This is a genomic window from Thermus sp. FJN-A (genome assembly GCF_054655095.1).
Map to the genome: position 1 here is coordinate 298,300 of NZ_BAAHSC010000174.1, position 13,881 is coordinate 312,180.

13 protein-coding genes are annotated in these 13,881 nt (G+C 67.4%); 4 read left to right on the plus strand and 9 right to left on the minus strand.

Annotated elements, in window-relative coordinates:
* Nucleotides 1–51: 51 nt before the first annotated feature.
* The gene (gene hpf, locus ACYQ0J_RS07055) at nt 52–612 is read right to left on the minus strand and encodes a ribosome hibernation-promoting factor, HPF/YfiA family (protein ID WP_460171459.1); all 561 of its coding nucleotides are present in this window, start codon (nt 610–612) and stop codon (nt 52–54) included.
* Nucleotides 609–1,337 (minus strand): cell division ATP-binding protein FtsE, encoded by a 729-nt coding sequence (gene ftsE / locus ACYQ0J_RS07060; RefSeq protein ID WP_460171460.1) that lies wholly within the window; start codon nt 1,335–1,337, stop codon nt 609–611. The genes hpf and ftsE overlap by 4 nt, the downstream gene beginning before the upstream one ends.
* Nucleotides 1,338–1,414: 77 nt before the next feature.
* Here ftsE and ACYQ0J_RS07065 point away from each other — a divergent pair, with 77 nt between their 5' ends.
* Nucleotides 1,415–2,734 carry a S41 family peptidase gene (locus tag ACYQ0J_RS07065; RefSeq protein ID WP_460171461.1) on the plus strand — a complete coding sequence of 440 codons (1,320 nt, stop codon included), beginning with the start codon at nt 1,415–1,417 and terminating at the stop codon, nt 2,732–2,734.
* Between the two features lie 56 nt (nt 2,735–2,790).
* Here the strand turns inward: ACYQ0J_RS07065 and metG are convergent, their stop codons facing one another.
* The 4 genes from metG to ACYQ0J_RS07085 all read right to left on the minus strand — a co-directional run bounded on the left by metG (nt 2,791) and on the right by ACYQ0J_RS07085 (nt 6,448).
* Nucleotides 2,791–4,650: a methionine--tRNA ligase gene (metG, locus tag ACYQ0J_RS07070; RefSeq protein WP_460171462.1), complete on the minus strand. Its 1,860-nt coding sequence runs from the start codon at nt 4,648–4,650 to the stop codon at nt 2,791–2,793.
* Nucleotides 4,651–4,741: 91 nt separating this feature from the next.
* Nucleotides 4,742–5,425, minus strand: coding sequence for a ribose-5-phosphate isomerase RpiA (gene rpiA, locus ACYQ0J_RS07075; protein ID WP_460171463.1), 684 nt, complete (start codon nt 5,423–5,425; stop codon nt 4,742–4,744).
* Nucleotides 5,425–5,889: a thioredoxin-dependent thiol peroxidase gene (bcp, locus tag ACYQ0J_RS07080; RefSeq protein WP_460171464.1), complete on the minus strand. Its 465-nt coding sequence runs from the start codon at nt 5,887–5,889 to the stop codon at nt 5,425–5,427. The genes rpiA and bcp overlap by 1 nt, the downstream gene beginning before the upstream one ends.
* 73 nt (nt 5,890–5,962) lie before the next feature.
* Nucleotides 5,963–6,448 (minus strand): adenosine diphosphatase, encoded by a 486-nt coding sequence (locus ACYQ0J_RS07085; protein ID WP_460171465.1) that lies wholly within the window; start codon nt 6,446–6,448, stop codon nt 5,963–5,965.
* A gap of 31 nt (nt 6,449–6,479) precedes the next feature.
* Here ACYQ0J_RS07085 and mqnC point away from each other — a divergent pair, with 31 nt between their 5' ends.
* Entirely contained in the window at nt 6,480–7,622 is a 1,143-nt protein-coding gene (gene mqnC, locus ACYQ0J_RS07090) for a cyclic dehypoxanthinyl futalosine synthase (protein ID WP_460171466.1), read from the plus strand.
* 43 nt (nt 7,623–7,665) lie between these two features.
* Here mqnC and trpA read toward each other — a convergent pair whose 3' ends face one another.
* Nucleotides 7,666–8,445 carry a tryptophan synthase subunit alpha gene (gene trpA, locus ACYQ0J_RS07095; protein ID WP_460171467.1) on the minus strand — a complete coding sequence of 260 codons (780 nt, stop codon included), beginning with the start codon at nt 8,443–8,445 and terminating at the stop codon, nt 7,666–7,668.
* Complete coding sequence (trpB, locus tag ACYQ0J_RS07100; protein WP_460171468.1) at nt 8,442–9,659, minus strand: tryptophan synthase subunit beta; 1,218 nt, start codon at nt 9,657–9,659, stop codon at nt 8,442–8,444. Before trpB ends, trpA begins: the two co-directional genes overlap by 4 nt.
* Before the next feature lie 180 nt (nt 9,660–9,839).
* Here trpB and thyX point away from each other — a divergent pair, with 180 nt between their 5' ends.
* Nucleotides 9,840–10,646: an FAD-dependent thymidylate synthase gene (gene thyX, locus ACYQ0J_RS07105; protein WP_460171469.1), complete on the plus strand. Its 807-nt coding sequence runs from the start codon at nt 9,840–9,842 to the stop codon at nt 10,644–10,646.
* On the opposite strand, the gene ligA is transcribed toward thyX, so the two are convergent.
* Complete coding sequence (ligA, locus tag ACYQ0J_RS07110; protein ID WP_460171470.1) at nt 10,643–12,667, minus strand: NAD-dependent DNA ligase LigA; 2,025 nt, start codon at nt 12,665–12,667, stop codon at nt 10,643–10,645. The two genes, thyX and ligA, sit on opposite strands and share 4 nt — an antisense overlap.
* A 60-nt stretch (nt 12,668–12,727) precedes the next feature.
* On the opposite strand from ligA, the gene ACYQ0J_RS07115 reads away from it, so the two are divergent.
* On the plus strand, nt 12,728–13,852 hold the full coding sequence (locus tag ACYQ0J_RS07115; protein ID WP_460171471.1) for a BMP family lipoprotein: 1,125 nt from the start codon (nt 12,728–12,730) through the stop codon (nt 13,850–13,852).
* Nucleotides 13,853–13,881 lie beyond the last annotated feature (29 nt).

The following is a 13,881-nucleotide window of genomic DNA, read 5'->3' on the forward strand; positions in this document are numbered from 1 at the left end:
CTGGCTTGCGCCAGCATGGGGGCCCCGGTAGGGAACCCCAAGGCCCCAGGGCTAGGCGGGCTCAATGAGGCCGTAGTTGCCGTCCTTGCGGCGGTAGATGACGTTGATCTCCTCGGTCTTGGCGTTGCGGAAGACGAAGAAGTCGTGCCCCAGAGCCTCCATCTGGAAGGCCGCCTCCTCGGGGTCCATGGGCTTCATCTCAAAGCGCTTGACCCGCACGATCCTGGGGCCTTCCTCCTCCTCGGGCTTCCGCAGGGCCTCCAGGTCCCGCACCTCGGGGGGCGGGGGCCCCTGGTAGGTGTGGCGCTTGCCCACGTAGCGGCGCTCCTTGAAGCGCTTGAGCTGGACCTCGAGCCGGTCCACCATGCGGTCGATGGCCGCGTAAAGGTCCGGGTCCTCCTCCTCCACCCGCACGAGCCCCCCGGGGAGGTCCACCTGCACCTCGGCCTTGGCCTTGCGCTCCACGCGGGGGCCACCCGCCAGGGAAAGCACCACCTTGGCCATGAGCTCCCCGTTCTGGTAGCGGTCCAGGCGGGAAAGCTTCTTCTCCACGTAGTCCCGGATGGCGTCGGTGATCTCCAGGTTGCGGCCGATGAGCTTGTAGACGTTCATGCCTCCTCCTTTCCGCCCCGGTCAGGGCTTTCCCTTACCCTTATGCTACTACCCTCCCCGGGACGCTCGTCCCGCACCACCTGGCCCGCCTTCAGGACCACCACCCGGGCCGGGTAGGCCTCGAGGAGTTCCCTGCTGTGGGTGGCCACCACCACCGTGGCCCCCCGCTGGTGCGCCGCCTTCAGGATGTCTAAGACGGCGAGGGCATTCTCCAGGTCCAGGTTGCCCGTGGGTTCGTCCGCCAGGATCACGGGGGGGTCCAGGAGGAGGGCGCGGGCGATGGCCACCCGCTGGGCCTCGCCCACGGAGAGCTCCTCGGGGAAGGCCCGCTTTTTGTGGGCGAGCCCCACCCGGCGCAGGGCGGTGGCGATGCGCTCGGGCCACTCCTTCCGCGGCACCCCCTGCACCTGGAGGACGAAGGCCAGGTTCTCCTCCACGGTCATGTCGGAAAGGAGCCGGTGGTCCTGGAAGACCATGCCGATGCGGCGGCGGTGGAGGGCCACCTGGTCGCCCCGGAGGTGCTTCAGGTTCTGCCCGGAGAAGTAGACCGCCCCGTGGGTGGGCAAAAGCCGGCGCAGGATGAGGGAGAGGAGGGTGGACTTGCCCGCCCCCGAGTGGCCCACCACGTAGACGAACTCCCCCTTCTTGACCTCGAGGCTCACGTTGTAAAGCGCCTTGGTCCCCGTGCGCGGGTACTCCAAGCCCACCCGGTGAAAGGCGATCATGCCCCCACTATAAGGAAAGGAGGCCGGGGTTTCTTCTCATGGAAAAGCGCTATAGTGGAGTTCAGGTGAGGGAGAGGATGAAAAGACGCGCATGGCTCATCGTGGGGCTCGGGGTCCTGGCGGCCCTGGTCTACGCCCAGCTACCCCGCCCCCAGGCGGAAAACCTTCTGCAAAACCCCAACGGCCAGGCCCTTCTGGAGGTCTACCAAAGAATCCAGCAGGACTACCTGGAGCCCCTGCCCAAGGAGAAGCTCAACGCCCTGCTGGAGGGGGCCATCGGGGGCATGATCTCCGCCCTTAAGGACCCCTTCACCAGCTACTCGCCGCCAGAGCGGGCGAGCCTCCGCCAAGAGGACCTTAGGGGCGAGTTTTTCGGCATCGGGGCCACCCTAACCCCCGCCAACCCCGATGGCACCGGGGCCCGCATTGAAGGGGTGATGAAGGGCCTTCCCGCCCAGCGGGCCGGGATGCGGGCAGGGGACGTGATCCTGGAGGTGGACGGGGAGGACGTGACGGGCCTCCCCCTCCAGGAGGTGGTGGCCCGGATCCGGGGCCGCGAGGGCACCAAGGTCACCATCAAGGTGCGCCGCGAGGGCACCCCTTCCCCCCTGGTCTTTGAGCTCGTGCGGGAGAAGGTGGAGATCATCTCCGTCTCCACCGGCAAGATCGGGGACGTGGGCTACATCGCCTTGGAGACCTTCGCCAACTTCAAGGTGGAGGACCAGCTCAAAAAGGCCATAGACGGGCTCAAGGCCCAGGGGGTGAGGAAGCTCATCTTTGACCTCCGGGACAACGGGGGCGGCCTCCTGGACCAGGGGTGCGCCGTGGCCAGCGCCTTCCTCAAGGAGGGTCCCATCGTCTACACCCGCACCAAGAACCTCACCCGGGTCTGGTGCGAGGCCTCGGGCAGGCCCCTTTGGGACGGCCCCATGGTGGTCCTGGTGAACGGCAACTCCGCCTCCGCCAGCGAGATCGTGGCCGGGGCCCTCCAGGACTACGGCCGGGCCAAGGTCCTCGGGGAAAAGACCTTCGGCAAGGGGGTAGGCCAGACCCCTTACACCCTGGCGAACGGCGGCGAGCTCACCCTGGTCACCTTTGAGTGGCTCACCCCCAAGCGCCGGGCCATCAACAAGGAGGGGCTGAGGCCGGACATAGAGGTCAAGGACACCCGCTTCCCCACCCCCTTCTCCCTGCAAGGGGCCGGGGCGCCCCCCGGGGCCGAGGTGACCGTCACTCTAAACGGCAAGACCGTGAAGGTGAAGGCCGACGCCGAGGGTAAGTTCAGCTACGCCGAGCCCCAGCGGAGCCGTCCCCTCCCCGAGGAGCGGGGCCAGGCGGTGCTGGACCTGGAAAACGATGCCATCCTGAAGCGGGCCCTGGAGGAGCTGAACCGCTAGGCCCCAAGGGCGAGGGGCCGGGTGCACCGGCCCCTTCTCGTCCCTCACCAGGGGCCCTACCGCACCACCGCCCCGGGGGGGATTTCCCCTTCCACCGTCACCAGGGCCAGCCGGTCCCCCTCCTGGGCCGCCAGGATCATGCCCTGGCTCTCTATGCCCCGGAGCTTGGCGGGCTTGAGGTTGGCCACCAGCACCACCTTCTTGCCCACGAGCTCCTCGGGGCGGTACCACTTGGCGATGCCGGAGACCACGGTGCGCTCCTCGTTCCCCAGGGAGAGCCTGAGGACCAAAAGCCGGTCCGCGTTCGGGTGCCGCTCCGCCGAAAGCACCTCCGCCACCCGGAGCTCCACCTTGGCGAAGTCCTCAATACCGATCCAGGCTTCCTCCTTGGGCCTGGCCTCCCCCTTGGCCTCCCTTTCCTTGGGAAAGAGGACGGGGGCCTCCTGGGGAACGGGATGGGGCTCGGCCAGGCCCCAGCGCTCCGCCTCCTCCAGGCTTACCCTCTCCTCGAGGCCCAGGGCCCGCCGGAGTTCGGCCATCTTGCCCGGCATGGCCGGGGTGAGGAGGATGGAGGCGATCCTCAGGCCCTCCACCACCCGGTAGAGGACGGCCCGGGCGGCCTCGGGGTCCTTCCGGTAAAGCTCCCAGGGCTTTTTCTCGTTGATGTAGCGGTTCAGGGACTTGACGTAGGCCATGGCCTCCTCGAGGGCCAGGTGGAACTTCAGCTCCCGCACCAGGGGACGGAGCCTGGCGGGAAGCCCCGTGCCCTCCGCAAGCTCCTCCCCCGCCACGGGCTCGGGGATGCGCCCCTCGGCGAAGCGGAAGAGCATGGCCCGGGTCCTCTGCACCAGGTTGCCCAGGTCGTCCGCCAGGTCGGCCTCGTACCGGGTCTTTAGGGCCTCCTCGCTCACGGGGGTGTCCTGGCCGTAGGGGATCTCCCGGAGGAGGTAGTAGCGCACCGCATCCCGGCCGTACTTCTCCAAGAGGGCGAAGGGGTCCACCACGTTCCCCAGGGTCTTGCTCATCTTCCGCCCGTCCGGCCCCAGCAAAAACCCTCCCACGTTCAGGTGGCGGTACATGGGAAGCCCCGCCGCCCTCAGCATGGTGGGCCAGAAGACCGCGTGGGGCTTAAGGATGTCCTTGCCGATGAGGTGCCAGGCGTGGGGCCAGAAGGTCCGGTAGGCCTCCCCCTCGGGGTAGCCCAGGGCGGAGACGTAGTTGAGGAGGGCATCAAACCACACGTAGGTCACGTGGTCCGGGTCCCAGGGCAGGGGAATGCCCCAGGGGACCCGGGACTTGGGCCGGGAGATGGAGAGGTCCCCGATGGGCTCGGCGAGCATGGCCAGCACCTCGTTCCGGTACCCCTCGGGGCGGATGAGGTCGGGATTGTCCCGGAGGTAATCCACAAGCCATTCCCGGTACTTCTCCATGCGGAAGAAGTAGTTCCCCTCCCGGCGCCTTTCCACGGGCCTCCCGTGGATGGGGCAGAGGCCCTCCACGAGCTCCTTTTCCGTATAGAAGCGCTCGCAACTTACGCAGTAAAGCCCCTCGTACTCCCCGTAATAGATGTCCCCGGCCTCGTAGACCCTCTGCAGGACAAGCTGCACCACCTTCTTGTGGCGCTCCTCCGTGGTGCGGATGAAGTCATCGTAGGCGATGCCGAGAAGCTCCCAGGCCCTTTTGAAGCGCTCGGACACCCGGTCCACGAAGGCCTTGGGGTCCTCCCCCGCCGCCTGGGCCGCCCGGTACACGGTCTCCCCGTGCTCGTCGGTGCCCGTCAGGAAGAAGGTCCGGTAGCCGTCCAGGCGGTGCCACCGGGCGAGGAAGTCCGCCACCACCGTGGTGTAGGCGTGGCCCAGGTGGGGCTCGGCGTTCACGTAGTAGATGGGAGTGGTGATGTAAAAGACCTTTTCCATGCGCCCTCCTCCAAAAAAAACCGGGGCATGCGCCCCGGGCGGGGAGGCCTCCCCGCCCTAGGCCCAGGGCATGCCCTTCATGGCCCCCATTCTACGGCAGAAGCTCCTCCACCCCCAAAGGCCCCGCCACCAGGGCCCGGGTGGCCAGGCCCACGAAGATCCCCGTCTCCACCACCCCGGGGATCTCCAAGAGGGCCCGGTGGAGGCCCAGGGGGTCGCCGATGGGGCCGAAACGGCAGTCGGCGATGAGGTGGCCGCTGTCGGTGAAGTAGAACTCGTCCCCGTCCATGCGGAGCTCGGGCTCCCCCCCCAAAGCGGCGATGGCCTTGAGGGTGGCCCGGTAGCCGAAGGGCACCAGCTCCACCGGCACCGGCCCCCGGCCGAGGGCGGGCACCTTCTTGGAGTGGTCGGCGATGACGATGAACTCCCGGGCCGTGGCCTCCACGATCTTCTCCCGGAGGAGCGCCCCGCCCATCCCCTTGATGAGGGAGAGGTCGGGAGCGATCTCGTCCGCCCCGTCAATGGCCAGGTCCACTCCCTCGGGGGGAAGGTCCACGAGGGGAATGCCTTCCCTTAGGGCCAGGTCCCGGGTGGCCTCGGAGGTGGGGACCCCCCTCACCCCCTTAAGCTCCCCCTCCCTGAGGCGGCGGGCGAGCTCGAGGACGGCGTAGCGGGCCGTGGAACCCGTGCCCAGGCCCACCACCATCCCGTCCTGCACGTAGGCCACCGCGGCGTGGGCCGCCTCCTTCTTGTAGGCCTCCAAGGGACGCTCCATCAGGCCCCCCTGAGCGCCTTCAGGGCCTCGGCCACCTCGAGGGCGTGCCCCTCGGGGGAGACCTTGCGCCACACCTTGGCGATGCGCCCCTCCGGGTCTATGAGGAAGGTCTGGCGCAAAACCCCCTCGTACTCCTTGCCGTAGAGGTTCTTCTTCCCCCAGGCCCCGTAAGCCCCGATGGCCTTCCGCTCGGGGTCGGCGAGGAGGGGGAAGTTCAGGCCGTACTTTTCGGCGAAGCGCTTGTGGCTTGCCACGTCGTCCGCCGAAACCCCGAGGACCACCGCGTCCAGGACCTTTAGGCTTCCCATGTGGTCGCGGAAGCCACAGGCCTCCTTGGTGCAGCCTGGGGTGTCGTCCTTGGGGTAGAAGTAGAGGACCACCCACCGCCCCCGGTAGTCGGAGAGGCGGTGGAGGCGGCCCTCCTGGTCGGGAAGGGCGAAATCCGGGGCCAAAGAACCTTCCATATGCGGGATTATACCCGGCCCCCGCCCCCTTTACCGGGGCCCCCATGCTGGCTTGCGCCAGCATGGGGTAGGATTAGAGCTTGTAGCCGAAGCGGCGAAGCAGGTCCTTGCGCCAGGCCACCTCGGCCTCGTCCTCCACCCCCAAGGGGGTGAAGCCGTCCATGACCCCGAGGATGGCCCTCTGCTCCCCCTCCTCGGCCACCACCACCTTGAGGGAGTTGGCGGTGGCGGCGAAGATCCGCACCACCTCGGGGCAGGCCTTCACCGCGTGGAGGACGTTGATGGGGTAGAACCCCTCCCCCAAGACGATGAGGAAGGCGTGCCCGGAGGCCAGGTTCTGGAGGTTCTTCACCGCAAGCTCCACGAGCTCGGGGTCCGTCCCGGAGCGGCGGATGAGGCGCTTGCCGCTGGCCTCGGAAAAGGCGAGGCCGAACTTGATCCCGGGGACCGCGGTCACCAAGGCCTCGTGCAGGTCCTCCACCGTCTTGATGAAGTGGGCCTGGCCCAGGATGACGTTCAGGTTCTCGGGCTTCTCAATGGGGACGAGCTTGAGCTCCATGCCCCGATTTTACCGGGGCATGGGGTGTAGCATGGGAGGCATGGACGTCTTGGAGAAGGCCGTGGCCGGGGAGAGGCTTTCCCAGGCCGAGGTCCTAAGCCTCTTCCACCTCCCCCTCCCCGAGCTCGCCGCCGCCGCCCACGCGGTGCGCCTGCAGAAGACCGATCCCCAGGTGGTCACCTTCCTCATAGACCGCAACATCAACTACACCAACGTCTGCACCGTGGCCTGCGCCTTCTGCGCCTTCTACCGCACCAAGAGGCAGCAAGACGCCTACACCCTGAGCTACGAGGAGATCGCGAGGAAGGTGGAGGAGCTTTACCAGGTGGGGGGAAGGCGCATCCTCATGCAGGGGGGCGTGAACCCGGAACTCCCCCTGGAGTGGTACCTGGACCTCCTCCGCTACCTCAAAGGCCGCTTCCCCGACCTGCGCATAGACGCCTTCAGCCCCGAGGAGATCCTGGGGCTGGAAAGGCTCACCGGGCTCAGGGCCGAGGCCATCCTGGAAAAGATGAAGGAGGCGGGCCTTGACGGGATGCCGGGGGCGGGGGCGGAGATCCTGGTGGACGAGGTGCGGCAAAAAGCAGCCCCCGCCCGCATCAAGACTGCCGACTGGTACCGCATCGTGGACGCGGCCCAGGCCCTGGGCCTCTACACCCTGGCCAGCATGGTGATCGGGTTTGGGGAGGGCCCTAGGGAGCGCGCCGCCCACCTCTTCGGCCTCCGGACCCAGCAGGATAAGGCCCTAAAGCGCCACAAAAACGGCTTTGCCGCCTTCGCCCTTTGGACGCTTCAGGTGGAGCACACGCGCCTCAAGGGCAAGGCCCCGGGGGCCACGGCCCACGAGTACCTGAAGACCCTCGCCATCGCCCGCCTGGCCCTGGACAACTTCGCCCACCTCCAGGCCTCCTGGCCCACCCTGGGGTTCAAGGTGGCCCAGGCCGCCCTCTACTACGGGGCCGACGACTTCGGGAGCACCATGCTGGAGGAGAACGTGGTCTCGGCGGCGGGGGGGCACGGCCGCACCCACGCCACGGTGCGCCAGATCGTGCGCCACATCGTGGACGCGGGGTTTAAACCCGCGGAGCGGGACCCCCTTTACCGCATCCTCCGCTACCCGGACCCCGAGGCCATCCTCAAGGAGCCCGAGCCTGCGGAGCTCCCCATGGCCTAGGGCCGCCCCCCTAAAAGGCAGCGGCTTTCCCGCGCGCGGGGGATCAGGCCGTTTTCTTCGGGAAGAGTCCTTGCCGGATCTCCTCCAGGAGGGGGCTTAGGGGACGGCCCGCCTCGAGGGCCCGCACCAGGGCGCTCCCCACCACCACCCCGTCCGCCACCGCCGCCTGGGCCGCCGTCTCCCGGTTAGAAACCCCGAAGCCCACGGCCACGGGCAAGGGGGTGTGGGCCCGGATGCGCCCCACCAGGTCCCGCACCTCCTCGGGAAGGCGCTCCCTTTCCCCCGTGACCCCCGTGACCGAAACCGCGTAGATGAAGCCCGTGGCGTAGCGCACCACGGTCGCTATCCGCCGGTCCGTGGAGGTGGGGGCCAAGAGGAAGACCGTCTCCAGGCCGATCTCTTGGGCCAGGCGCACGAGGCTTGGGTCCTCGTCCGGGGGGAGGTCGGGGAGGATCACCCCCGTGGCCCCCGCCTGCTTGAAGAGGCTGAAGAAGCGCTCCGGCCCCCAGGCCAGAACGGGGTTCAGGTAGGTCATGAGGAAGAGGGGCTTAGAGGTGAGGGAGCGCACCTCGCGGAAGAGTTCCAGGACGCCCTGAACGCTCATCCCCTTCCTCAGGGCCAGTTCGCTGGCCCGCTGGATCACGGGGCCGTCCCCCAAGGGGTCAGAGTAGGGGAGGCCGATCTCCAAGAGGTCCGCATAGGGCAAGACCTCCCTCACCGCCTCCAAAAAGCCTTCCCGGCTGGGGAAGCCTGCGGTGAGGTAGGGGATGAGGGCGGCGCGGCCCTCGGCCTTGGCCTTGGCGAAGGCTTCCTGGGTGGTCATAGCTCCCCCCCCAGAAGGCGCATGACCTCGGTCACGTCCTTGTCCCCCCGGCCCGAAAGGTTGATCACCACCACCTGGTCCTTGTCCATCTCCGGCACCACCTTGGCGGCGTGGGCAATGGCGTGGGCCGACTCCAGGGCCGGGATGATGCCCTCAAGCCGCGCCAGGAGCTTGAAGCCCTCGAGGGCCTCCTCGTCCGTGACGCTGGCGTACTCGGCGAGGCCCGTGTCGGCATAGTAGCTGTGCTCCGGGCCCACCCCCGGGTAGTCCAGGCCCGCCGAAACCGAGTGGGCCGGGGTGATCTGGCCATCGTGATCGTAGAGAAGATACATGTAGCTCCCGTGCAGAACGCCCCGCTTCCCCGCCCCGATGCTGGCCGCATGCCGCCCGGTGGCAAGCCCCTCCCCGGCGGCCTCCACCCCGATGAGCCTGGGGCGCTTTTCCTCTGGTAGGTAGGCGAAGGGGGCGAAGAGGCCGATGGCGTTGGACCCCCCGCCCACCGCGGCGATGAGGGCATCGGGGTAGCGGCCGAAAAGCTCCAGGCTTTGCGCCTTCACCTCCTCCCCGATGACGCTTTGGAACTCCCGCACCATCATGGGGTAGGGGTGGGGGCCCACCACCGAGCCCAGGATGTAAAAGGTGGTGCGCACGTGGGTCAGCCAGTCCCGGATGGCCTCGTTGGTGGCGTCCTTAAGGGTGCGGCTTCCCGCGGCCACGGGCCTAACCTCGGCCCCCAGGAGCTTCATGCGGAAGACGTTCAAGGCCTGCCGCCGCACGTCCTCCTCCCCCATGTAGACCACGCACTCCATGCCGAAAAGGGCGGCCACCGTGGCCACGGAAACCCCGTGCTGACCCGCCCCCGTCTCGGCGATGACCCGCCGCTTGCCCATGCGTTTGGCTAGGAGGGCCTGGCCCAGGGTGTTGTTGATCTTGTGGGCCCCGGTGTGCAGGAGGTCCTCCCGCTTCAGGTACACCCGGGCCCCACCCCAGTACTCGGAAAGCCGCCGGGCGTAAAAAAGGGGCGTGGGACGTCCGGCGAAGGTCTTCAGGTAGTAGAAGAGCTCCTCCAGGAAATCCGGGTCCTTCCTGGCCTCCTTGTAGGCGGCCTCCACGTCCTCCAAGGCGGGAATCAGGGTTTCGGGGACATACCGCCCCCCGTAGGGGCCAAACCGCCCCCGCTCGTCGGGCAGAGGAAAATCCGGCAACCTCAGCATATCTGACTCCAAGGGGGCGCTAGGCGCCCCAGGCCCACTCATCCTAAAGCCTCCAAGCCCCGGCGCAAAGCGGCCCTAGCCTCGGAAGCGCCCGTGCCTCCGCTTGAAGGCAAAGGGGGTTCTGGCCCGCATACGCTTAGGGTAGGGCCTTTTCCGGCAAAGGGCAAGTAGACTTGGGCCATGGAGCTTCCCAAGGAAATCCCCGTCCTGGACAAGGGCTTCGTGCGCCTGGTGGACGTGATGGGGGACGACCGCGCCATCGTCCAAGCCGCCCGGGTGTCCTACGGGGAGGGCACCAAGACGGTGCGGGAGGACGCGGCTCTCATCGACTACCTCATGCGCCACCGCCACACCTCCCCCTTTGAGATGGTGGAGTTCAAGTTCCACGTGAAGGCCCCCATCTTCGTGGTGCGCCAGTGGTTCCGCCACCGCACGGCCAGCGTCAACGAGGTCTCGGGCCGCTACTCCGTCCTCAAGGAGGAGTTCTACGAGCCCGAGGCCTGGCGGTACCAGGCCAAGGACAACAAGCAAGGTTCAGAGGGAGCTTTCCCCGACGAGGAGGCCCAGGGCCTCCTCCGGGGCGTGGAGGAGGAGGCCTACCGGGCATACCAGGCCCTGCTGCAAAAGGGCATCGCCCGGGAGCTGGCCCGGGTGGTCCTCCCCCTCAACCTCTATACCGAGTTCTACTGGAAGCAGGACCTGCACAACCTCTTCCACTTCCTGGCCCTCCGCTTGGACCGCCACGCTCAGTGGGAGATAAGGCAGTACGCCCAGGCCATCGCCCAGATGGTGCAACAGTGGGTGCCCCTCGCCTGGCGGGCCTTTGCGGAGCACGTCCTCCACGGGGCCACCCTTTCCCAAACCGAGCTCAAGGCCCTCCGGGGCCTCCTCACCCCGGAGCTTTACGAGAAGGCCCTAAGGGCGCTGGGGCTCTCCGGCTCCCGGGTCCGGGAAGCCCTGGAGAAGGTTTTCGGCCCGGAGGGCTAGGCGAGGAGGGCTTCCCGCCCCTCCCCCGTGCGCTCCTCCAGGAGGCGGTAAAGCTCCTCTTCCGTGAGGGTGGGCACCCCTAGGGCCCTGGCCTTCTCCAGCTTGCTCCCCGGGTTTTCCCCCACCACCACGTAGCTCGTCTTGCGGCTCACGGAGTCCGTCACCTTGGCCCCGAGACGCCTTAGAAGGGCCTTCACCTCCTCCCGGGGCCGGGAGAGCTCCCCGGTGAGGACAAAGGTGAGGTCCTTCAAGGCCTCGCTGCCCCGTTCCTTGGCCTCCATCTCCACCCCGGCCTCCTTCAGGCGACGCACCAGGTCCAAGAAGGCGGGGTCATGGAGGGTTTCCCAGATGCCCCTGGCCGTGAGTTCCCCCACCTCCTCCACCTGCAAAAGCTCCTCGGGAGAGGCCTGCAGGAGCCGGTCCATGGAGCCGAAGCGGCCCGCCAGGTTTCGGGCCAGCACCTCCCCCACCCCGGGAAGCCCTAAGGCATAGAGGAGCCGCTCCAGGCCCCGGTGCTTGCTCTCCTCTATCTGGCGGAGGAGGTTTTGCGCGCTCTTCTCCCCCATTCTTTCCAGGCCCACGAGGTCTTCCTTCCTAAGGCGGTAGAGGTCGGCCACGTCCTTCACCAGGCCCTTTTCCAAAAGCTTGTCGATGAGCTTCTCCCCCAGGCCCTGGATGTCCATGGCCTTGCGGGAGGCGTAGTGGCGGATGGCCTCAAAGCGCTTGGCGGGGCACAGGGGGTTGGGGCAGCGGTGGACCTTCCCCTCCTTGAGCAAGGAATGGCCGCACTCGGGGCAGGCTTCGGGCCACCGGATGGGCCGCTCCTCCCCGGTGCGCCTTTCCTTGAGCACCCTGAGGACTTCGGGGATGACCCCGCCCGCCTTGTGCACCAAAACAAAGTCCCCGATGCGGATGTCCAGCTCCTCGATGTAACTCTCGTTGTGCAGGGTGACCCGGGAGACCTCGCTTCCTTCCATGAAAACGGGCTCCAGGACGCCCACGGGGGTCACGCGCCCGGTGCGCCCCACCTGGAAGACCACCTCCAAGAGGCGCGTCTCCTTCTCCTCGGCGGGGAACTTGTAGGCGATGGCGAAGCGGGGGGCGCGGGCCGTGTAGCCGAGCTCCCGCCAAAGTTGCAGATCGTCCAGCTTCACCACCACGCCGTCCGCCTCAAAAGGAAGCTCCCGCCGCTTCTTAAGCCAGTCCTGGTAGACCGCCTCCACCCCGTCTACCCCCAAGGCCCGGGTGAAACCGTGCTCCACGGGAAAGCCCTTCTCCCTGAGCCAGAGGAGGAGGTCCATCTGGGTTTGGCACCCGGCCTCCTCGAGGCCCAAACCCAGGGCGTAGAAGGTGGCCCTGAGGCCCCGCTTGGCCGTGACCCTGGGGTCCTTCTGGCGCAGGCTCCCGGCAGCGGCGTTCCGGGGGTTTTTGAAAATCCTCTCCCCCTTCTCCTCCAGCTCCTCGTTCAGACGGAGGAAGGCCTCCAGGGGCATGTACACCTCCCCCCGGACCTCCAGGCGCTCCGGCACCCCCTTTAGCCTCCTCGGGATGGTGGGGATGGTGAGGAGGTTCTGCGTCACCTCCTCCCCCGTCTCCCCGTCCCCCCGGGTGGCCCCCCACACCAGGATCCCCCCCTCGTAGTAGAGGTTTACGGAAAGCCCGTCCACCTTGTGCTCCACCGTGTAGGCGAATGGGCCTTCCCGCCCCAAGGCCCGGGCAAGCCGGTCCTCGAAGGCCACCACCTCCTCGAGGCTGAAGGCGTTGTCCAGGGAGTACATGCGGGTGGGGTGGCGGATGGGGCGGAAGGTGGCCTCGAGGGGCCTCGCCCCCACCTGAAGCGTGGGGGAGTCAGGGCTTTGGAGTTCGGGGAAGCGCTCCTCAAGCTCTCTAAGCTCCCTTAGAAGCCGGTCGTACTCGGCGTCGGAGATCTCCGGGGCGTCCAGGACGTAGTAGCGGTAGTTGTGGTAGCGGATGAGGTCCCGTAGCTCGTTCACCCGCCTTCTCGCTTCCTCCAAGGTCATGCCTTGAGTTTACCGGACCGGGTATAATGCCTCCCGGCGAACTGCCGCAGGAGGTGAAGCATGAAACGTATCGTTGCGCTGGTGGGTATGTTGGCCCTGGGCCTGAGCCTGGCCCAAGTCCGCGTGGGCATCGCCTTTGACGCGGGGGGTAAGTTTGACCGCTCCTTCAACCAGTCCGCCTGGGAAGGCGCCCAGAAGGCGGCCAAGGACTTCGGGGTGAGGCTCTTTGACTTCGAGCCCGCCGACCCCTCCCAGGTGGGGCAGGGCATTCGCACCTTCGCCGAGGAGGGCTTTGACCTGGTGATCGGCGTGGGCTTCGCCAACGAACCCGCCATCACCGCCACCGCCAAGGAGTTCCCCAAGGTCAACTTCGCCGTCATCGACGCCGTCCCCGGCGAGGGGAAGCTTACTAACGCCGTGGGCCTGGTCTTCCGCGAGCACGAGGGGAGCTTCCTGGTGGGCTACATCGCCGGCAAGATGAGCCGCACCGGGGTGGTGGGCTTCATCGGCGGCATGGACATCCCCCTCATCCACAAGTTTGAGGCGGGCTTCCGCGCCGGGGCCGAGTACGCCTTCAAGGAGGACAAGATCCAGGGCAAGGTCCTGGTGGGCTACGTGGGCAACACCCCCGCCGCCTGGAACGACCCCGCCAAGGCCAAGGAGATCGCCGCCGCCCAGGTGCGCCAGGGGGCGGACATCATCTACGCGGCCGCCGGCGGCTCGGGCCTGGGGCTCATTGACTACGTGAAGCAGACCAAGTGCCTGAAGGAAGGCGGGGCCGTCCGCTTCGTGCGCAAGGCGGACCCCTACGCCAAGGTGCCCAAGTACGCCGAGTACACCAAGGCCTGCGGCACCGATGGCACCAAGGTTACGCCCCTCTTCTTCATCGGTGTGGACGCCAACCAGAACTACCTGGGCGACACCGACAACAACCCCGCCACCCTGAACCACGGCCTCACCTCCATGATGAAGCGGGTGGACGTGGCCACCTACGAGGTCATCAAGAGCGTGGTGCAGAAGGCCTTCAAGGGCGGGGTGCGGGAGTTTGGCCTCAGCAACAACGGCGTGGGCTACGCTTTGGACGATTACAACAAGGCCCTGATTCCCTCCGCCGTGGTGAGCAAGCTGGAGGTGCTCAAGCAGCAGATCATCAAGGGCCAGATCAAGGTGCCGGAGAAGCGCTGAAGAAGCGCTGGGAAGGGCCGGGGGGTCTC